Raw genomic sequence first — 20,330 nt, 5'->3', positions numbered from 1 at the left:
AGTCCGAGTGGTCAGGCCGATGCGGACGGCGGGCCTTCCGGTCCCTCTGGGGAGACCGGTGGTGCTGCCGAATCCGGTCCGAGCGGTCGGCCTGAGGAGCCGGAGCCGGAGCCGGAGCCGGCCGATGGCAAGCCGACTCCGGCCGATGGCAAGCCGACTCCGGCCGGTCAGTCCGGTGCGGACGGTAAGCCCACCGGCAAGCCGTCATGCGAGGCGGGCAGCGGCAAGGCGTGCCACGACGCCGCGCCGTCCGCCGGAGCGGGTGCGAAGCCCGGGGCGGCAAGTGAGCCGGGCGCGCACGACCAGGCGGACGCGGGTGCGAAGCCCGGAACGGCGAGTGGTCCCGGTGTTCCTGACGGTCCAGCCGGTTCCGGCGGGACGGGGGCGGGAGCGTCCGGACCCGGAGGGCAGGGCGTTCAGGAGTTCGCCGTGCCGGACCTGCCGACCGCGGCGCCGTCGGCGCCGTCGGCACCCGAGCCGGGCGCGGTCGTCCTGCCGCCGCTGACCGTCCCGGACCAGGCGCGGTCAGCAGCCGGTGAGAGCCAGATGACGCTGATGTCCCCGACCGCGATGAGCGAACGGGACGAGACGGACTGGGCGATCGTCATCGGCATTGCGCTCGTGGCCGAGATCGGGCTGCTGTGGGGTGCGGCCTGTGTCGGTCTGTGGCGGCGGCGGATCGCCCTGGACCGCGCCGCGTCGAGGGCGGCGGAGGCCGGTCCGGCAGTGGGCTGACTCAGGCCGGGCACGGTCGGTGACCGCGCGGACGCCCACCTGTGAAAGGGGATTTCCTCTTGTCACGGCGGTGACAAACACGGGTTTGCCGAATGTGACCGAGAGCTAATATCGCTCACTGACTACCATCCGGTAGCTTCACGATCATCGCCGGTTGCCGGGGGGCGCCAGACACAGTCGTCCGGCCGGCGCGCGCCACATCCACCGACGGCGCCCAACCCTCAGATGGCCCCCGCCCGGCTCGTCCCCTCGGGAGAATGATCAATGGCATTGGGCTCGCTGCTTCCCGACCTCCTTCCCGGAGGCTCCGGCCGCACCCCGCTGATCGAGCGTGTCGCGAGGTGGGCGAAGGAGAAGCCGGACGCCCCGGCGTACACCTTCGTCGACTACTCGACCGACCCGTCCGGCGCCCATGTCACGCTGACCTGGGCCGAGACCGACCGTCGCGCGCGGGCGGTGGCCGCGACCCTCCGGCAGGTCACCGGTCCCGGCGAACGCGCCGCGTTGCTGTTGCCGCAGACTCTCGAATACATGATGACCATGCTCGGCGCCATGTACGCCCACGTCATCGCCGTGCCGCTGTTCTCACCCGACCTGCCGGGGCACGCCGACCGGCTGATCGGCGCCTACGCCGACGCCGAGCCCGCGGTCATCGTCACGACGCGGAACGCGCTGCCGCACGTCGAGAAGTTCCTCGCCGACCACGACGTCCCGCAGCCGAAGGAGATCGTGTTCGCCGAGGAGATCGACCTCTCCCTGGCCGGACGGTGGGACGACGAGCCGATCGCGTTCGACGACCTCGCGTACCTGCAGTACACGTCGGGTTCCACCCGCCGCCCCGCCGGAGTGGAGATCACCCACGGGAACGTGACGGCGAACGCCGCGCAGCTCTGGGCCGGGTGGGCGCCCGACAGGCCCGATCCCGAACTGGTGAGCTGGCTGCCGCTGTTCCACGACATGGGGCTGATCGCGACGATGGCCCTGCCACTCGTGAACGGCGACCACGCCATCTTCACCGACCCCGTCTCGTTCATCATGAACCCGATGCGGTGGCTCAAGCTGATCTCGGAACGTCCGGGCAAGAACGTCTACACGGCGGGGCCGAACTTCGCCTACGAGTACGTGGCGTCCCAGGCGACGCCGGAGAAGATCGCCGGCCTGGACCTGTCCGGGCTGACGACGTGCCTGAACGGCGCGGAACCGATCCGGACGTCCACGCTGTCGATGTTCGCGGACGCGTTCGCGTCCGCCGGTCTGCGGCCGGGCGCGCAGGCGCCGGGGTACGGGCTGGCCGAGGCGACCGTGTTCGTCACCGCGGCCGCCGAGGACGTCCCGCCGAAGGTCGTCTTCGCGGACCGCGACATCCTGACCCAGGGCGACCTGCTGCTCTGCGACGAGGCGTCCGAGCGGGCCAGCGCGCTCGTGTCGTGCGGGCGGCCCTCCGGGCAGATCGTCGCGATCGTCGACCCGGACACGTGCGTCGAGCAGCCTGACGGCAAGGTCGGCGAGATCTGGGTGCACGGCCCGAACACGGCACCCGGCTACTGGCGCAACTCCGAACGCAGCCAGGACACGTTCGGCGGCGAACTGTCGGAACCGGGTGAGCTTCCGTCCGGCCCCTGGATGAAGACCGGTGACTACGGCGTCGTCCACGAGGGCGAGCTGTATGTGACAGGCCGCATCAAGGACCTCATCATCGTGGACGGCCGCAACCACTACCCGCAGGACATCGAGGTCACCACACAGGAGGCGCACGCGGCGATCCGCCCCGATCACGTCGCCGCGTTCGCGTTGCCTGGGGAGGAGACCGAGCGGCTGGTGGTCGTCGCCGAGCGCAACCGCCGCGTCCCCCTCGGCCGGGTGGACGTCGAGGAGGTGGAGTCGGCGGTAAGGGGCGCCATCAACGTCGAGCACGAGATGAGCGTCCACGAGTTCGTGTTGATCGAACCGGGTGGCGTGTCCCGTACGTCCAGCGGAAAGATCGCACGTGCGGCCACCCGGCAGCGCTACCTTGACGGCGCGCTGTCAACGACAGAGGCTCGTCTGGCGTCTCGTAGGTAGACGTGTGACGTCACCCCCGTCCCGGCTGGGCGGGCGTGCCCTTCCGGGTGGGCTGTTCCCGGCGGGCGGCCGGTGGTTGAGAATGGGAGCCGGCGTCCACCCCGGGTCGTTCCGGGACGGGCGACGTGCCGCCGGGCGACGCAGTTCCCCGGCGGCCGTGACGAAACAGGAGGATCATGCTTTCGGGGCTGGGGCGTCTCATCCACCGGCGACGCTGGACCAGCCTTGTCCTGATCCTGGTCACGACGATCCTCGCCGGGGGCTGGGGCCTCGGTGTGCTCTCCAAGTTCAAGGAGGGCGGCTTCGAGGACCCGGACGCGTCCTCGACCCTGGTCGCCAAGCTGGGCGCCACCTACTTCGGCAGCACCAACCCCGACGTCCTCGTCCTCTACAGCAGCGACACCATGACGGTGGACGACCCGCGCTACCAGACGAGCGTGGTCACCACGATCGCGCGGCTGCCCAAGGCCAACGTCGAAGAGATCATCTCGTACTGGTCGTTCGACGGTAAGGCCGCGAACTCGTTCGCGTCCCACGACCGGCGCTCGACGTTCGTCGCCGTGAAACTGCAGGGCGACGACGGCGCGACGATGATGGAGAACTACCACGCCATCAAGGAGCAGCTCGTCGCGCCCGGGCTGGAGGTCCAGTACGGCGGCGCCATCCCCCTGGGCGAGGAGTTCGGCGAACAGGTCGTCGCCGACATCGTGCGCGCCGAGCTCATGACCGCGCTGCCCCTGTTCCTGTTGCTCATCGTCCTGTTCGGTGCGCTCACCGCCTCGTTCCTGCCGCTCATCGTCGCCATGTTCTCGATGATCGGCGGACTGGCCGTCCTGCACGTGGTCACCTACACCACCGACGTGACGTCCTTCGCCCTGGAAGTCGTCACGATGATGGGCGTCGGCCTGGCGATCGACTACTCGCTGTTCATCATCAGCCGTTTCCGTGAAGAGCTGGCACGCGACATGGCCGCGCAGGGGATCGCGGCGGGCAAACCGTGGAAACGAGAACGCGACAGGAGATCTCGCAGGTCCGCGAGGAAGGCGCACAGAACGGCGATGCGTCCGGTCAGGCAGGGCGCGCTGTCCGCGACCATGGCCACCGCCGGCCGCACCATCGTGGTCAGCGGCATCACCGTGTCGGCCGCCCTCGCGGGGCTTCTGCTCTTCCCGCAGATGTTCCTCCGGACGATCGGGCTCGCGGGCATCGCCACCGTCATGGTCGCCGTCTTCGGTGCGACCGTCCTGCTGCCGACGCTCCTCGCGCTCCTGGGCCCGCGCGTCGAGTTCGGCCGGATGCCATGGCGGCGTCCCACGTCCAAGCGCGCGCAGCGGGACCCCAACAGCGGCTTCTGGTACCGCCTCGGCCACAGCGTGATGAAGCATCCGCTGCCGTACTTCACGGTCGTGCTCGTCATCCTGGGCGTGATGTTCGTGCCGTTCATGAACGTGCAGTTCGGCAGCGTGGACGCCCGCGTCCTGCCCGAGGACAGCCCCACCCGCGCCGTGGTGGAGACCGTCAAGCGGGACTTCCCCAACGGATCCGCCGAACCCATCGACGTCGTCGTCTCCGGGGACCTCATCCCGCGCAACTGGAAGCCCGACGACAACGACCCCATCCCGCCCTACCTGGACGAGTTCAGAAAGGAACTGGGGGCGCTGCCGGGCGTGTCGGACGCCCAGTTCACCGGCTACTCCGGCACGTACGGCGGCGTGCGCATCTCCGTCACGCACAAGTACGAGCCGATGGACCAGGAGGCCCAGGACCTCGTCACGAAGATCCGGGATATGACGCTGTCCAAGGACGGCCACCCGATGCACATCGACGTCGGCGGCAGCACGGCGGCGCAGATGGACCTGATGTCGAGCCTGATGGAAACGCTGCCCAAGATGGCGATGGTCGTCGGGATCGCCACGTTCATCCTGCTGTTCATGTTCTTCGGCTCCATCGTGCTGCCGCTGAAGGCCATCGTCATGAACGTCCTGTCGATCGGAGCGTCCTTCGGCGCGATCGTCTGGGGTTTCCAGTACGGCCACCTCGCCGGCGTGCTCAACTTCACCCCCACGGGCGGCGTCGAGGCGACGAGCATGATCCTCATCCTCGCGGTCGTGTTCGGCCTGTCCATGGACTACGAGGTCTTCCTGCTCAGCCGCATCCGCGAGGAATGGGACCTCTCCCACGACAACCGCGCCGCGGTCGCGCGCGGCATGCAGCACACCGGCAGCATCATCACCAGCGCCGCCCTGCTCTTCCTCGTCGTCATCGGCGCGTTCAGCACGGCCGGCATCACCGTCGTCAAACTCATCGGCGTCGGCATGTTCGTCGCCGTCGTCGTGGACGCCATGCTCGTCCGCTCCCTCCTCGTCCCGGCCACGATGCGGTTCATGGGCGCCGCCAACTGGTGGTTGCCGGGCTTCCTCGCCGGCCTGCACGCCCGCATGGACCTGCGCGAACGCAGCAGCCCCCTCGCCGCGGCCGGCCCCGCCGTCCCGCCCCGCCTGCCGGACGAGCAGCCCTTCCCGTACGCTCTCCACTGGGAGGAGGCCGGCCCCGCCCCGGCCCGCCGTGCCGCTCACCCCACGGCCGCCCCCGCAGCCCCGAGGGCCGCCGCACCGCCCGCCGGACGTCCCAGGAGGCCCGGTCGCGGGCCCGCGCCGCAAAGGCCGCCCGCTGCGCCGCAAAGGCCGCCCGCCGCGCCTCCGATGCCGCCTGCCGCGCGTCCCGAGCCGTCAGCCGCCCCGCGGGCGCACACGCCGCCGCCCCAGCAGGTGGACGCGAACGACGCCTTCAGGCTCGTCACACCACCCGCCGCGCAGGAGCCACCGAGGCTGGTCTTCCAGACGCCCCCCGGTTCGGAGGCGGCGTCACGCCAGGAGAACGGCGGATACAGGCCGGCCGAGGAGCCGTGGACCCCCTGGGCGGACGGCCCGCCGCAACCGGCGCCTCCGCACACTCCCCGAACCAAGCGGGCGATCGTCCCCAACCCGGACGGCAGCGGATGGCATTGGGGCGAGGTACAGGACGACGCCTGATCTCACCGGAGGAGCGAGTCGATGATCTCCCGGGCCTGCCCGACACCGTCCTCGTCGCGGATCCGCCGGCCCAGCTCACCCGCCTGGTCCGCCATCCCCTGGTCCCGGACGGCACGCCGGATCTTCGACGCGAGCCGGGGCACCGTCAGCGCGCGGAACGGCAGCGGAACCGGCCCCGCCCCCAGCGACGCGACGCGCTCCCCCCAGTAGGGCTGGTCGCCGAAGAACGGGCACACCACGGTCGGCACACCCGCCCGCAGGCCCGCCGCGGTCGTTCCCGCACCGCCGTGATGCACCACCGCGGCCATTCGCGGGAACAGCCACGAGTGCGGGACGTCCCGGACGGCGAGAACCTGATCATCCGAAGTGTCCGGATCGCCCTGCACGATGCCCCGCACTCCGGCGAGCTTCAACGCCGTCCGTACCACCATTCCGGTCATTTCGGAGTCCTTCGGCACCATGCTCCCGAACCCGGCGTACACCGGTGCGGGGCCCGCCGCCAGAAACTCCGCGAGCTCCGCCGGAGGCTCCCAATCGGGCTCGTCGAGGAACCAGTACCCGGTGAGGTTCACATTGGACGGCCAGTCCTTCGGCCGCGGAACCACGACGGGGCTGAAACACGCCAGCACCGTCCCGCCGTCCGCCCGTCTGCCCCGCACCGGCAGCCGCGGCAACCCCAGCGCCTCGTCCCGCCACGGGTTGATGAACGGCCGCGACAACTGCCACGCGATCTGGTCGACCGCCCGGAAACTCGCCCGGTTCGCCCACGGCCCGAACATCCGCGCCTGCGGGACGAACGGATGCGGGAACGCACCCGTAGCCCGGCTGGGTTGAAAATGAATCAGCGCCCAAGGAATACCGAGATGCTCGCCGATATGCTGGGGGAGAAAACCGAGAGTGGGGCCCAATATCAGGTCGGCGCCCTTACAGGCGTCCAAACACTCCGCCAATAGCCTCTCGGCCATCGGCCCCAGTATCCGCCGGAAACCGCCGAGGAACTTCACCGGGTTGCGCCCGCCCGCCAGCAACTCCTGACCGGCATCCGATTCGAGGATCTCCGTCGGATCCGCGGTCAGCGGCGCGAGTTCCAGCCCCGCGGCGACGACCATCGGCGAGTACCGCGCACTCGCCACCAGCCGCACCTCGTCCCCCCGTCGGCGCAGCACCCGTCCCAGCGCCACACACGGCTGGATGTCCCCCCGCGACCCCGCCGCGAAGATCACGATTCTGCTCACGCTGTCCTCCTACCAGGCGTCGCTACCAGGCGTCGCCACGCGGCTCGATCTTGGGCTCGTCCACCGGGGTCTCCTCCGGGAGATAAGGCTCGTACCACCCGTCCGGAGGCGTCGGCCGCTCACCGTCCTCCTCCGCGGAGAGCCCGGCCGCACCTTCGCCGCCCACGACCTCGTCCACCGGCGACGCACCCGGCGCGCCGGCTTCGTCGACCGCGACGGGCCGGGCGGTCACACGAAGCGTCCTGACGCCCTCGCTCGGGCGCTCACCGGTGCCCGCCACCGGCTGGGAGTCGCTCTGCGGCGCACCGGTGTCCCCGGCGGGGGTGCCCTCAGCGGTCGCGGGCAGCGTCCCCGGTTCGTCGGCGGGCCGTGCCGGGGTGTCCTTCCGGGTACCCGTCACGCGTGGGGGCGGGGTCACGGGGACGGTGACGCCCTGTGCGCCCTCGCCGGGGGGCGCGGCGCCGGCCGCGGCGGGCCAGTCGTCCCAGGCGTTCGCCGGAGCGGGCGGGGGGTCGGAGGGAGGCGCCGGCCAGGGAGTCGGCGGGCCGATGTCCTTCTGCCAGCTGAACGTGTCGTCGCTGGGCTTGGTCTCGGTGTCGGCGTCGTCGTCGGTGTCGGTCCACCAGTGGGGGCCGGGGGTGGAGACGCGGTCGTCCGGCATGGGTTCGTCCTCCCAGGCGGTTGGGAGCGGAACGTGGGCGGTGGGCAGGGATGCGCTGACGACGGCCAGGTCGACGGGGGCACCCAGAGGGGTCACCGGGATGGGGTCGGGGTGGGTCTCGCGGGGGCCGGGGTGGGTCTCGCGGGGGCCGGGCTCGGTGATGACGGGGGGCTGCTTGCCGTGCTTGGGGCCGAGCCACCCGCGCCGGCTGGGGAGGGTGAGGGCGCTGATCATGCCGCCGATGAGGACGAGGCCGGCGCCGAGGACGAGGCCGGACGAGGTGCCGTCGCGGAACGTCTCCAGTTCGGCGGCGCTCGCGCGCTCGTCGGGGATGGTGTGGATGAGCAGGCCGATGATGGCGATGCCGAAGGCGCCGGACGCCTCGCGGATGACGTTGATGACGCCGCTGGCCACACCCGCCCGCCGCTCGGGGACGGCCTTCAGCACGTACATCACCAGCGGCATGCCCAGGGCGGCTCCGACGCCGACGAGCATGACGCCGGGCATCAGGTCGGCGTAGCCGTCGCCGGTCCGCAGCGTGGAGAACAGGAACATCCCGAGGCCCATCAGGACCATGCCGGCGCCGATCGCCGGCCGCGGGCCGACCTTGGCCGCGAGCAGGAACGCCACCGGGGTCAGCACCATGATCGCGATGGCGGGGGGCAGCATGACGAGGCCCGCCTCGGGGGGCGAGAAACCGAGGAATCGCTGCAGGAACGGCTGCGAGTAGAACATCATGCCGTTGAAGCCGATGCCGTAGAGCATTTGCGACATCAGCCCGCCGCTGAAGACGCGGTTGCGGAAGAACCGCAGGTCGATCATCGGGTCGGGGGCCCAGCTCTCCACCAGGACGAAGCAGACCAGAGCGATCGCGCCGAGGGCGAAGACGCTGAGCACCGACGGGTTGGACCAGCCGTACCTGTTGCCGGACTCCAGCCCGTAGATGAACGCGAACAGCATCGTCGCGGAGATCAGCACGCCGGGCAGGTCGATGCGGGCGTGCTTGTTGTCGCCGTGGGAGGTGAGGACGAACAGCCCGAGGATGATCACCAAGATGCCGGGCAGGATGTTGATCAGGAAGATCCAGCCCCAGTGCCAGTGCTGGACGATGATGCCGCCGATGGTGGGGCCGAGCGCGGTCGCGCTGGACGCGGCGCCGATGAAGGCGATGTTGCCGATGGAGCGCTGCTTGTCGGTGCGTCCGACGGTCACCATCACCTGCGTGGCGGGCAGCACGAGCGCGGCCCCGGCGCCCTGCACGATGCGGGCGAGGATGAGCACGTCGGAGCTCTGCGCGAGCCCGCAGACGGCCGACGCGGCGGTGAAGACGACCATGCCGGAGGTGAACGTGACGCGGCAGCCGTAGACGTCGGCGAGCCTCCCGCCCATGATCATCAGGCAGGAGAACATCAGGATGTAGCCGGTGGCGACCCAGTCCTTGGCCGATGACGACATGTCGAGGTCGGCCATGATCGTGGGCAGCGCCGTGAAGACCACCGTGTTGTCCATGGTGGTCATGAACGCGCTGACGGCCACGACCGCCAGCGCCCATCGGTACCGGCCCCGGGTCACTGTGCGTACGGCGTGAAATCCCCACAGTCAGGAATCCGCCGCTTCCCCCTAAAGCGCTCGTCGCTATTGTTACTATTGGTTGGCAGGTCGTTACTCCACCCTGACTGTGGCCAAGGCGCCTCAACTATCCCATCAGGCCACAATGGTTACTCCCGAGTCTTGTCATCACCGTGACAAGTAGCTGATGAGAAAAGTGGTCTGGGTGCGCATCGTGAGTTCGTCATCGTAGGACAAAGTGGGTTCCTCCGCTTCGCTGAACGATCCCGGTTTTGGGGGGAACCCACCGCATGCAGAGCAATGATCGTTCCGGAGCCGCGCAGCACAACGCGCAGGACGAGACTCGGATCAGTGAGGATTCGATCCGCCGGCACCTGATCGAGCAGATCGCGCGTCGCTCCCGGATCACCGTCACCGAAATCGACCCCGACCGGCCGCTTGAAGAGTTCGGGCTGGCGTCCCGGGACGCCGTCGCGATCGCGGGCGAGCTCGAGCAGATGCTGGGACGGTCCCTCCCCGCCACCCTCGTCTGGGAACATCCGACGATCAACAAGCTCTCCCTGGCGCTCGCGGGCGGTGCCGCCGAGACGACGCGTCCGGAACCCGCACCGGCCGCCGTGCGGGAGGCCGCGAACGACGAGCCGATCGCCGTCGTCGGCATCGGCTGCCGCTTCCCCGGCGGGGAACGCGACCTCACCGGACCCGAAGACTACTGGCGGTTCCTGACCGGCCGGGGCGACGCGATCCGCGAGGTGCCCGACGGCCGCTGGGACCCGTTCGACGACGGTTCCCCCGAGGTCGGAGACCTGCTCGCCAAGACGACCCGGCTCGGCGGTTTCCTCGGCGACATCGCCGGGTTCGACGCGCAGTTCTTCGGCATCACCCCGCGCGAGGCGGCGGTGATGGACCCCCAGCAGCGCCTCGTCCTGGAGGTCGCCTGGGAGGCGTTCGAGCACGCGGGCATCGGGCCGGCGTCGCTGCGCGGCAGCCGGACCGGCGTGTTCGTCGGCGTGTCCGCACCCGAGTACGCGGCGTTCACCGCGTCCGACCTGGTGTCCCTCGAACCGTTCACGGCGACCGGCGCCGCGCTCAGCATCATCGCGAACCGGCTGTCGTACCTGCTGGACCTGCGCGGCCCCAGCATGATCGTCGACACGGCGTGCTCGTCGTCGCTGGTCTCCACCCACCTCGCCGTGCAGGCGCTCCGCAGCGGCGAGGCCGACGTGGCGCTCGCCGGCGGCGTGAACCTCCTGCTGTCGCCGACCGTCACGATGACGTTCGACCTCGCGGGCGGGACGGCGTCCGACGGGCACTGCAAGGCGTTCGACGCGTCCGCCGACGGCATGGTCCGCGCCGAGGGCTGCGGCGCCGTCGTCATGAAGCGGCTGTCGGACGCGGTGCGGGACGGCGACCGGATCCTCGCGGTCGTGAAGGGCTCCGGCGTCAACTCCGACGGACGGTCCAACGGCCTCGTCGCTCCGAACTCCGACGCGCAGCGCGCCCTGCTCCGCGACGTGTACGCGAGCGCGGGCATCGACACGCGTGAGGTCGACTACGTCGAAGCCCACGGGACGGGCACGTTCCTCGGCGACCCGATCGAAGCGAAGGCGGTCGGTGACGTCCTCGGCGCCGGACGTGAACCGGATGCGCCCCTCCTGCTCGGCTCCGCGAAGTCCAACCTCGGGCACATGGAGTCGGCGGCGGGCATAGCCGGGCTCATCAAGACCGTTCTCGCGCTTCATCACCGGGTCATCCCGCCTAGCGCGCACTACAAGGAACCCAACCCGCACATCCCGTTCGACGAACTGCGCCTCGCGGTCGTCGCGGAAGAGACGCCGTGGCCTGAGCGGAGTCACCCCGCGCGTGCCGGCGTGTCCGGGTTCGGCTTCGGCGGGACGAACGCACACGTCCTTCTGGAAGAGGCCCCCGCGCAGGAGGCGACCGTCCAGCCGACCGTCGTCCGGACGTTCCCGCTGTCCGACACCAGCGACGACCGCATACGCGACCACGCGGCCGCCCTCGCCGAGTGGCTCCCGGACCGGGACGCCAAGCTTTCCGACGTCGCGCGGACCCTGCACCGGCGCCGTGGCCGTGGACGAGCCCGCGCCGCCGTCGCCGCCCGGGACCGCGCCGGGCTCATCGACGGGCTGACCGCTCTGGCGGAGGGCCGGCCCCACCCCGGAGTGGTGAACGGCACCGCGTTCGGCGCTCCGGGCCGTCCCGTGTGGGTGTTCTCCGGGTACGGCGCGCAACGCGCGGGCATGGCCCAGCGGCTCCTGGAGGAGGAGCCCGCGTTCGCCGAGGCCATCGACGATCTGGACGGCCTGTTCGCCGAGGAGGGCGGCCCGGAACTGTGGTCGCTGCTCGAAGCGGGCGAGAAGCCGGACGGCCCGGTCGTCACGATGCCGCTGCTGTTCGGGATCCAGATCGGCCTGGCCCGGATGTGGAAGTCGTACGGCGTCACGCCCGGCGCGGTCATCGGCCACTCGATGGGCGAGGTCGCTGCGGCGGTCGTCGCCGGCGCGATCACGCTGGAGGACGGCGTCCGCGTCATCTGCCGCCGGTCCCGCCTGCTGACGCGGCTCGTCGGCGGCGGCGCGATGGCCGTCCTCGGCGCGTCCGCCGACGAGGTCGCGCGCCTGGGTGAGGGACTGCCCGAGGTGTACGCGGCCGTGCACTCGTCCCCGAAGCAGACCGTCGTCACCGGCGACGCCGGCCAGGTCGCCGAGATCGTCGAGCGCGCGGAGGCCGAGGGCCGGCTCGCCCGGATGGTCCAGGCCGAGGGCGCCGGACATTCGCCCCAGGTCGACCCGCTGCTCCCCGAGCTGCGCGAACTCCTCGCCGAGGTGGGCGCCGAACGCGGCACGCCCCTCGCCGAAGGCATCAAGCTCTACACGGCGGCCCTGGACGACCCCCGCGCCCTCATCGAGCGTGAGGACGGGCTCGGGGTCTCCCACTGGGCGGCGAACCTGCGCAACCCCGTCCGGCTCACGGACGCCGTGGCGGCGGCCGCCGACGACGGGTTCCGGACGTTCGTCGAGGTCAACGCGCACCCCATCCTCGCGCACGCGGTCGGGGAGACCCTTGAGGGGACGGGCGCGCTCGTCACCCACACGCTCAAACGGGCGCCCAAGGGTCAGGAGACCGACGACACCCTGACCTTCCACGCGCAGCTCGCCACCCTGGCCGCGTACGGCCACGCGGTCGCCGCGCCCGCGGACGGGCGGATCATCGACGTCCCGCAGTCGCCGTGGCGGCACGAGCGGCACTGGGTCGACCTGTCGGCGCGCGCGTCCGGCGGACGGGACGAGCACCCCCTGCTCGGGGCGCACGTGGAGATGCCCGGCGAGGAACGGCACGCCTGGCGCGCCGATGTGGGCCTCGCCGCGCAGCCGTGGCTCGGAGGGGCGGCCGTCCACGGCCTGCCGACGCTTCCGGCGGCGGCGTTCGCGGAGATGGCGCTCGCCGCCGGTGCGACGGCGCTCGGCACCGACGACGTCCGCGTCAACAGCCTGTGGATCGAGCGGCCGCTCGCGCTCGCCGACCACACGACCGTGACGACGACGTTCACGGAGGCCGAGCAGCGGGTGGAGATCCACACGCTGACGCCCGCCGGGACATGGACGCGGCTGGCCAGCGCCGACGTCGGCGAGGACCACCGCCCCCCGGCGGCGTCCGAGCCCGGCGCCGCCACCGAGGTCGCGGGGGCCGAGCGCGGCAGCCGCCACTACCGGCTGCACCCCGAGGTGTTCGGCCGCTGCCTGTCCGTCCTGTCGGACGAGGCGGCCGCCCTCGCCGAGGGGACGTGGCTGGCCGAGACCATCGGCAGCCTGCGCGTGCACGGGCCGACGCATCGCGGCGGGCATGTCCGGGCCGCGGTGTCCCACGACGACGAGGGCATCACGGGTTCGGTCCTGCTGCTCGCGGCGGACGGCCAGGTCCTCGCCGAGGCCACCGGCATCGTGCTGCGCCGCGTCGAACGCCATGACGTGCCCGTCCCGGTGGCCGCCAAGCTCGTCGAACTCGTCTGGGACGAGGCCCCGCTGCCCGGTACGGACACGTCCGAACTCGACACCCCCGCGCCGGACACGGGCCGGGCACCCGCCGAGACCGGCGGCGACGAGGCCGACGGCGGCGGGGGCACCTGGCTGGTGCTCTCCGACGAGCAGGACGCGCTCGCGTCCGCGGCCGTCGCCGGCCTGGAGGGACGCGGGCGCCGGGTCGTCCGGCACCGGCTGACGAACCGCCCGCCCGACGAGCATCCGGCGATGGACGACCCGGTCGACGGCGTCGTTCTCGTCCCGTCCGCGGATCTGGTGGACGAAGACCTGGTCCTCACCGTCGCCGGTGTGAGCCGTGCGCTCCCGGACGGCCCGCGGCTCTACGTCGCGACGCACAGGGCGCTCCCCGTGAAGGACGGGGAGCCGGGCGAACCCGGCCACGCCTTCATCAGCGCGCTCACCCGCGTGCTGGCGTTCGAGCGGACCGTCCAGCGGGCCACGCATGTGGACGTCGACCGTCCCGCCGATCTGGTCGCGGAGCTTCTCAGCGACGACGACGCGCGGGAGGTCGCCTGGCGCGGCGGCGTACGCCATGTGGCGCGCCTCGCGCAGGCGCGGCTGCCGGAGGCGGCGGCCAAGCCGAAGCGGGTCGTCCGGCGCGGCGGCGCCTACGTGATCACCGGCGGTTACGGCGGGATCGGGCTCGTCACCGCGCGGCTGCTGGCCGAACGCGGCGCCGGACGCATCGTGCTGTCCGGGCGGAGCGGCCCCGACGCCGACGCCGAGAAGGTGATCGCCCGCCTGCGCGAGGACGGCGTGGACGTCGGCGTCGTCCTCGGCGACATCGCCAAGCCGGGCATGGCCGAGCGGCTCATCAGGGTCGCCCAGGAGGGCGGCGCCCGGCTGCGCGGCATCGTGCACGGCGCCGGGGCCATCGACGACCGGCTGATCGCCGACCTCGGCGCCGACGATCTCCACAGGGTGTGGACGGCGAAGGTCGAGGGTGCGCGGCGGCTCAGCGAGGCCGCCTGGGACCTCGACCTCGACTGGCTCGTCATGCACTCGTCGGCCGCGGCGCTGCTCGGCTCGCCCGGCCAGGCCGCCTATGCCGCCGCGAACGCCGCGATCGACGCGCTGATGGCGTACCGGCGGGCAGGCGGACGCCCAGGAACCACCATCAACTGGGGCACCTGGTCACAGGTCGGCGGGGCGGCCGGAATGGCGGTCACCGTCATCGATCCGATCAGCCCGGCGGAGGGCGCGGAGGCGCTGGAGGCGCTGCTCGTCCACGACATGCCGGCGACGGGTGTGCTGCGTTTCGACCCCGCCACGGCGGTCGGGCTGTTCCCCGAGATCCGCAACATGCCGTACTTCGCCGCGCTGACGGAGGCGGCCGACGACGCCGGCGCGGGCGACGCGGGCGACTGGCCCGGCGTCGAGGCGCTCAAGGACGTCGACCCCGCCACCGCCCGCCAGATGATCGCCACGCAGGTGAAGCACCGGATCGCGGCCGTTCTCGGCTTCGACCCGCAGCGCCTCGACCCGGCCGTCCCGCTCACCGACCTCGGACTCGACTCCCTCGTCGCCGTCCGGATCAAGAGCGGAGTCGAACACGACCTGGGGCTGACCGTCCCCGCGTCGGTGCTGCTGCAGGGCGCGAGCGTCAACGTCTTCGAGGAGTGGGCGGCCGGCGAACTGGGCCTGTCGGACGCCCCGGCCCCCGCCCCGGCCGCCGCCGTCTCCAACGCCGAAGCCGGATACGTCATGCCGCGCGACGCCGCCGAACGCCTCGCCGTCCGCATCTTCGAGGACGTCCTGGGCGTCGACCGCGTCAGCGTCACGGCCGACTTCTTCGCCGAACTCGGAGGCCGAGACGACCAGGCCGACCAGGTCGTCGCCAAGGTCGCGACCGAACTGGGCGGCGAGGTCACCCGCGGTGAGCTGTTCGAAGTGCCGACGGCGGAGAACGTCGCCGAGTTCATCCGCGCCGCCGACGAGGAGGCCGCGCGGCAGACCGTCCGGCCGCTGACACCGGGCCGTTGCGGGGGGCGTGGGGGGTCGTCCCCCCACAGTGACGCGTCCGGCGGCCGCCGCCCGATCTTCATCGCGCATCCCGCCGGCGGCACCACCGCCTGCTACCGGCAGCTCATCGACCTGCTCGGCGACGACCAGCCGGTGTACGGCCTGGAGCGGTTCGAGGACGCGCCGTCCGTCGAGGAACGCGCCGCCCGGTACGTCCAGCACCTCCTGGAGGCGCAGCCCGACGGCGCGTTCCGGCTCGGCGGCTGGTCGTTCGGCGGCGTCCTCGCCTACGAGACGGCGCGGCAGCTCACCGCCGCCGGACGCGACGTCGAGTTCGTCGCGCTGTTCGACGCGGGCCTCCCGCTGGCCGTGGACGACGAGTCCGACACCCTCGCCCGCCGGTTCTCCGCGTTCGCCGACTACATCAACGAAACGTACGGCCTGGACGTCGCCCTCACCTACGAGGAACTGTCCGGGCTGGACGAGGAGGCGCAGTTCGCGCTGGTCATGGAGCGTGCGGCCCCGCTCGTGGACTACATCCCCCCGGCGGCCCTCACCCACCAGCTCACGTCCCACCAGGACACCCGCTCCCTGGAGGCGTACCAGCCGGGGCCGTACGACGGCCGCGTCATCCTCTACTACGCACCCGAGGAAACCCCCTGGGCCGTCCGCGATGCCCGCTACGTGCTCGACGGCACCAACGGGTTCGGCGGGCTCTGCTCCGACCTGGAGATCGTCACGGTCCCCGGGGTGCACCACCTCAACCTGCTGGACCCGCCCGGTGTGGAGGCTCTCGCCGCGCACCTGGAGGGCCGGCTGGCAGGGCGGCGGGAGCACGCTGCCCCGACCGACACGTCGAACCAGGCCCGCTGAGGGCCCACCCCCCGAACCCCGTCGTTCCACGGAGGACACCCCCATGGCCCAGTCCCATGACCTGCTCGACGCCGTACGGTCCGGCGCGACCGGACCCGAGCTGCAGGACATCGACCTGCCGACCCGTTTCCGTGCCGCGTTCACCCGCAAGGACGAGGTCGGGATCTTCGAGGGCCAGGCCGACAAGGACGTGCGCCGCTCCATGCACGTCGGCGAGGTCGACATGCCCGAACTCGCGCCCGACGAGTGCGTCGTCGCGGTGATGTCCGCCGCGATCAACTTCAACACCGTCTGGTCGGCGATCTTCGAGCCCATCCCCACGTTCGCGTTCCTGGAGAAGTTCGGCAGGCAGGGCTGGTACGGCGCCAGGCACGACCTGCCCTACCACATCCTCGGCTCCGACGGCTCCGGCGTCATCGTCCGCACCGGCAGCGGCGTGAAGAGCTGGAAGGTCGGGGACAAGGTCGTCCTGTCCCCGTCCTATGTGGACGAGGAGGACCACGGCTCCTACGACGACGGCATGATGAGCGAGACGCAGCTCGCGTGGGGCTTCGAGACGAACTTCGGTTCGCTCGGCGAGTACTGCATCGTCAAGGCGAACCAGCTCATCCCCAAGCCCGCGCACCTCACCTGGGAGGAGGCGGGCTCCAACACCCTCTGCGCCGCCACCGCCTACCGGATGCTCGTCGGGACGCACGGCGCCCGGATGAAGCAGGGCGACGTCGTGCTGATCTGGGGCGCCACCGGCGGCCTCGGCTCGTACGCGACCCAGCTCGTCAAGAACGGCGGCGGCATTCCCGTCGGGGTCGTGTCGTCCGACGAGAAGGCCGACATCGTCCGCTCCCAGGGCTGTGAGAACGTCATCAACCGCAACGACCTGGACCTCGGCGAGCAGGGCCTCCGCCACCCCAAGGCCGGCCGGATGCTGGGCGAGGCGATCCGCCGCCTCGTCGGCGAGGACCCGGGCATCGTCTTCGAGTACCTCGGCCGGGAGACGTTCGGCGCGTCCGTCTACGTCGCCAAGCGCGGCGGCAAGGTCGTCACCTGCGGCTCCTCCACGGGCTACAAGCACGAGTACGACAACCGGTTCCTCTGGATGCGCCTCAAGAGCATCATCGGCTCGCACGGCTTCAACTACCACGAGGCCGTCGAGGTGAACCGCCTCATCGGCCTCGGCATGATCCACCCGACGCTGTCGGCGGTGTTCCCGCTGGACGAGGCCGGCGCCGCGACCCGCGCCGTCCAGACCAACCAGCACATCGGCAAGGTCGCCGTCCTGTGCGGCGCCACCGGCGAAGGCCAGGGCGTGGACGACCCGGCCCTCCGCGAACGCATCGGCGAGGACAAGCTGAACCTCTACCGCCGCTGAAGCCCCGCTCCTGGACGGGCCTCACCGCCGGGCCGCCGTCCACAGAAGAGACCGCCCGCCCCTCCACAGCCGTGGACGGGCGGGCGGTCGCGTTCAGCTGGTCAGGAACCGGCCAGCTTGGCGTACACGATCACGTTGTCCTTGTAGTGGCCCGACTTGGGGTCGAAAGCTCCCCCGCAGGTCACCAGGCGAAGGGACGCGTGGTCCAGTTGCTCGCCGAACACCTTCTTGTGCGGGAAGGCGTTCTTGTCGACGCGCTGGATCTGCTGCACGGCGAACGTGGCGGTGGTGCCGTCCTTGCGCGCCACCTGGATCTTGTCTCCCGCCTTGAGTTCCTTCAGGCGGTAGAACACGGCCTGCTTGCCGTTGGCGTCGACGTGGCCCAGGAGGACCGACGGGCCGATTTCGCCCGGCGTGACGCCCTCCTTGTACCAGCCGACGAGGTTCGGCTTGCTCAGCGGCGGTTCCTCTACGCGCCCGTTGGGCAGGAGCCCGATCTCGCCGACGGGAGCCGACACGCCGAGCTTCTCGATGGTGATCTTCGTTGGCTGCGAATGGGTGAGCGGCGCGGACACCGCCGCGGCGGTGGTGCCGGAGGAGGGGGTCGCCGCAGGGCTGCCCTCCGAGGTGACCTTGCCGTCATCGCCACCGCAGCCGCTCAACAGGAGTCCGGTGAGCAGCGCGCCGGTCGCCACGCCCATGGCGCGGCGACCGGCGGCCGTTGCTGAGAAGTCAGGCAACTTACGACCGCTCCGAGACCGTCCGGCGGCGCAGCGCGACCGCGCCGAGGCCCAGGAACATGAACGCGCCCCAGGCGGCGGCCATCATCGGCGAGCCATCGGTGCCCAGCGAGCTGCCGTCACCGGTGTTGATGGGGCCGGTGGGGATCTTCGGCGTCTTCGGCTTCATGCCGGTGCCGGTGCCGTTGCCGGTGCCCTTCTCCGGGCTGGTGCTGTACTTCACCGACCCGAAGTCCTTGCAGACCACCGTGACGGTGGTCGGGTCCGGCGGGTTGCTGCGGTACGTGCCCTGGGCGGTCCAGGTGGCGTCGCCCGTCTTCTTCACCGGCAGCGGGTTCTTGGTGTAGCCGTTACCCGAAACGGTGACCGCGGTCGGGCAGTTGACCGTGAACGTGACCTTCTGGCCGGGGGCGACGCGCGTGGTGGACAGCTTCACCTTGTCGTACCCGAACTTGAACGTCGGCGTCGTGGGCGTCGGCGTCGGGTCGTTGCCGTCGGGCTTGGCGACCGTGAGCGGCAGCGTCAGCGTCAGCTTCTTGTTGTTCGGGTCGTAGCAGGTGACCTTGTAGTCGTAGCTCTGGCCGGCCTTCAGGTGCCTGCTGTCGAACGTCGCGACCGGGGCGCTGGTCCAGGTGGTGCCGCTCTGGGTGAACTTCACCAGCCCGTTGAAGACCATGGTGCCCTGGTGCGCGAGCACCGGCTTGGTCTCGCAGCCTTCCACCGTGACGGTGATCTTCGAGCCCGCCGTGAACGGGTTGGGGGAAGCCGAGGCCTTGCCGTCGGCGAGTGCCGGGCCCGCCATCCCGAGCACCATTGCCCCCGCGGCGACTCCTGCCGCGGCCAGCCGGGTTGAGCGCATTGTGTTTCTCCTCATGATCGGGGAACCCTCATGTCCCTCGGGTGGGATTCACACCTAGCGATGGCGGGGGATGCCGCACGACGCGGCAGACAAGGCGGGTGTGCTCGCAGTTAGCGAAGCCCGGGGAGACGTAGGAGGACGATGAGGCAGCAGTGTAGTGATAACCGGTTGCGGCGCAACCCGAAATGCAGGAGAACAGCTGGTGAATGGCCTGACTCGGTCATGCTGAGATTCGTGTAAACCCTCCGCATTGGTCGAGCGACCGCCTCTCCGAAACAATTTCGATAGAGCTCTGACCTGCGAAAACATGGCCCGAAGGCAAGCGACGCGGAGTCGGCCACCCTCATGCCGGCGGGGTCTGCGGCACCCGGGCCGCAGGGTCTTCAAATGCTGAAAATCACGCTGGCGTGACCTTCCGTAGCGCCCGTCCGGGGTCACTGTAAAGAGTGAAGTCGATCACACCGGGTCGCACCGCGGAACCAGAACCGGCGACAGAGCGTCACCGTCGGCCGGTCGGGAGAACGGTCGTGTCGAATGCCACGTGGCGTCACCGCTCACCCTCCGAAATGTTCTCCCGACGCATTCAAATGGCCTAGCGGACACCGCAAAGATTCAACCGGTCTGATCATCGCTTCGTTGTGAAATTTCCTGGGACGCGCACTCCTCGTCGTCGGAAGGGACGGGCGCAGTCCCACCGAGGGCGCGGACGATCCATGGAACGAGGAGAGCGGCGAGCCTGACCGCCGCGCGCTCCGGATCGTCGCAAAGCCCCAGCCGCTCTCCGGTGCTCGAAACGAACCACCACCCGTCGGCGTCCCGGACGGCCGCGACGTGTTCCCCGATGCACGGAACCCGCGAATCGAACACGCGCAGCCGCGACAGGCGACCGTCCCGGCGACCCTGAACCCTCCAGCCGCGCCGTCGCAGCCGACGAGCCAACCGGTTCAGACGACGCCGCGCCCGAAGGCCGTCCAGCGGAGACGGCGCGACCTCCGTCACCTGAGGTTCCGAGTGGTACCGCGCGCCCGGAACGCCTCCCTCATCAGCTCGGCCCGGAGCTCGACCGGGTCGGGACGCATCACGGTCGCGTCCACGCCGGCCCTCGGGTCGATGAGCGTGGCCACGTATTCCCCGAAATGTCCGTCCCAGCGCCGGGACCGCCAAATGTGGTGT

General features: G+C 71.0%; 10 protein-coding genes. 5 read left to right on the top strand and 5 right to left on the bottom strand.

Annotated features, from left to right (window positions below; translation table 11 throughout):
- Positions 1-429: 429 nt before the first annotated feature.
- The 3 genes from ACGFK0_RS26865 to ACGFK0_RS26855 all read left to right on the top strand — a co-directional run bounded on the left by ACGFK0_RS26865 (position 430) and on the right by ACGFK0_RS26855 (position 5,828).
- Positions 430-735 (top strand): hypothetical protein, encoded by a 306-nt coding sequence (locus tag ACGFK0_RS26865; RefSeq protein WP_392909467.1) that lies wholly within the window; start codon positions 430-432, stop codon positions 733-735.
- Between the two features lie 264 nt (positions 736-999).
- Complete coding sequence (locus tag ACGFK0_RS26860) at positions 1,000-2,796, top strand: fatty acyl-AMP ligase (protein WP_392909465.1); 1,797 nt, start codon at positions 1,000-1,002, stop codon at positions 2,794-2,796.
- Positions 2,797-2,972: 176 nt separating this feature from the next.
- Entirely contained in the window at positions 2,973-5,828 is a 2,856-nt protein-coding gene (locus tag ACGFK0_RS26855; RefSeq protein ID WP_392909462.1) for an MMPL family transporter, read from the top strand.
- Positions 5,829-5,830: 2 nt separating this feature from the next.
- Here the strand turns inward: ACGFK0_RS26855 and ACGFK0_RS26850 are convergent, their stop codons facing one another.
- Positions 5,831-7,063, bottom strand: coding sequence for a glycosyltransferase (locus ACGFK0_RS26850; RefSeq protein ID WP_392909460.1), 1,233 nt, complete (start codon positions 7,061-7,063; stop codon positions 5,831-5,833).
- Between the two features lie 22 nt (positions 7,064-7,085).
- Complete coding sequence (locus tag ACGFK0_RS26845; RefSeq protein ID WP_392909458.1) at positions 7,086-9,296, bottom strand: DHA2 family efflux MFS transporter permease subunit; 2,211 nt, start codon at positions 9,294-9,296, stop codon at positions 7,086-7,088.
- 287 nt (positions 9,297-9,583) lie between these two features.
- On the opposite strand from ACGFK0_RS26845, the gene ACGFK0_RS26840 reads away from it, so the two are divergent.
- Positions 9,584-16,189, top strand: coding sequence for an SDR family NAD(P)-dependent oxidoreductase (locus ACGFK0_RS26840; RefSeq protein WP_392909455.1), 6,606 nt, complete (start codon positions 9,584-9,586; stop codon positions 16,187-16,189).
- Positions 16,190-16,232: 43 nt separating this feature from the next.
- Positions 16,233-17,558 (top strand): crotonyl-CoA carboxylase/reductase, encoded by a 1,326-nt coding sequence (ccrA, locus tag ACGFK0_RS26835; protein ID WP_392909453.1) that lies wholly within the window; start codon positions 16,233-16,235, stop codon positions 17,556-17,558.
- Between the two features lie 101 nt (positions 17,559-17,659).
- Here the strand turns inward: ccrA and ACGFK0_RS26830 are convergent, their stop codons facing one another.
- The 3 genes from ACGFK0_RS26830 to ACGFK0_RS26820 form a co-directional block, all read right to left on the bottom strand.
- Positions 17,660-18,259 (bottom strand): class F sortase, encoded by a 600-nt coding sequence (locus ACGFK0_RS26830; protein WP_392909450.1) that lies wholly within the window; start codon positions 18,257-18,259, stop codon positions 17,660-17,662.
- Positions 18,260-18,299: 40 nt separating this feature from the next.
- Positions 18,300-19,157, bottom strand: a complete 858-nt coding sequence (locus ACGFK0_RS26825; protein ID WP_392909448.1) for a hypothetical protein — start codon at positions 19,155-19,157, stop codon at positions 18,300-18,302.
- 995 nt (positions 19,158-20,152) lie between these two features.
- Positions 20,153-20,281, bottom strand: coding sequence for a hypothetical protein (locus ACGFK0_RS26820; RefSeq protein WP_392909446.1), 129 nt, complete (start codon positions 20,279-20,281; stop codon positions 20,153-20,155).
- Positions 20,282-20,330 lie beyond the last annotated feature (49 nt).

The organism is Spirillospora sp. NPDC048823, from assembly GCF_043198445.1.
In the GTDB taxonomy this organism is placed as follows: domain Bacteria; phylum Actinomycetota; class Actinomycetes; order Streptosporangiales; family Streptosporangiaceae; genus Spirillospora.
Note: the sequence above shows the minus strand (reverse complement) of the source record. Positions and strands in the feature narration are given on the sequence as shown.

Coding starts and splice junctions, on each gene's coding strand:
- ACGFK0_RS26830 (WP_392909450.1), bottom strand. CDS start 18,259: ATGGGCGTGGCGACCGGCGCGCTGCTCACCGGACTCCTGTTGAGCGGC.
- ccrA (WP_392909453.1), top strand. CDS start 16,233: ATGGCCCAGTCCCATGACCTGCTCGACGCCGTACGGTCCGGCGCGACC.
- ACGFK0_RS26825 (WP_392909448.1), bottom strand. CDS start 19,157: ATGCGCTCAACCCGGCTGGCCGCGGCAGGAGTCGCCGCGGGGGCAATG.
- ACGFK0_RS26855 (WP_392909462.1), top strand. CDS start 2,973: ATGCTTTCGGGGCTGGGGCGTCTCATCCACCGGCGACGCTGGACCAGC.
- ACGFK0_RS26840 (WP_392909455.1), top strand. CDS start 9,584: ATGCAGAGCAATGATCGTTCCGGAGCCGCGCAGCACAACGCGCAGGAC.
- ACGFK0_RS26860 (WP_392909465.1), top strand. CDS start 1,000: ATGGCATTGGGCTCGCTGCTTCCCGACCTCCTTCCCGGAGGCTCCGGC.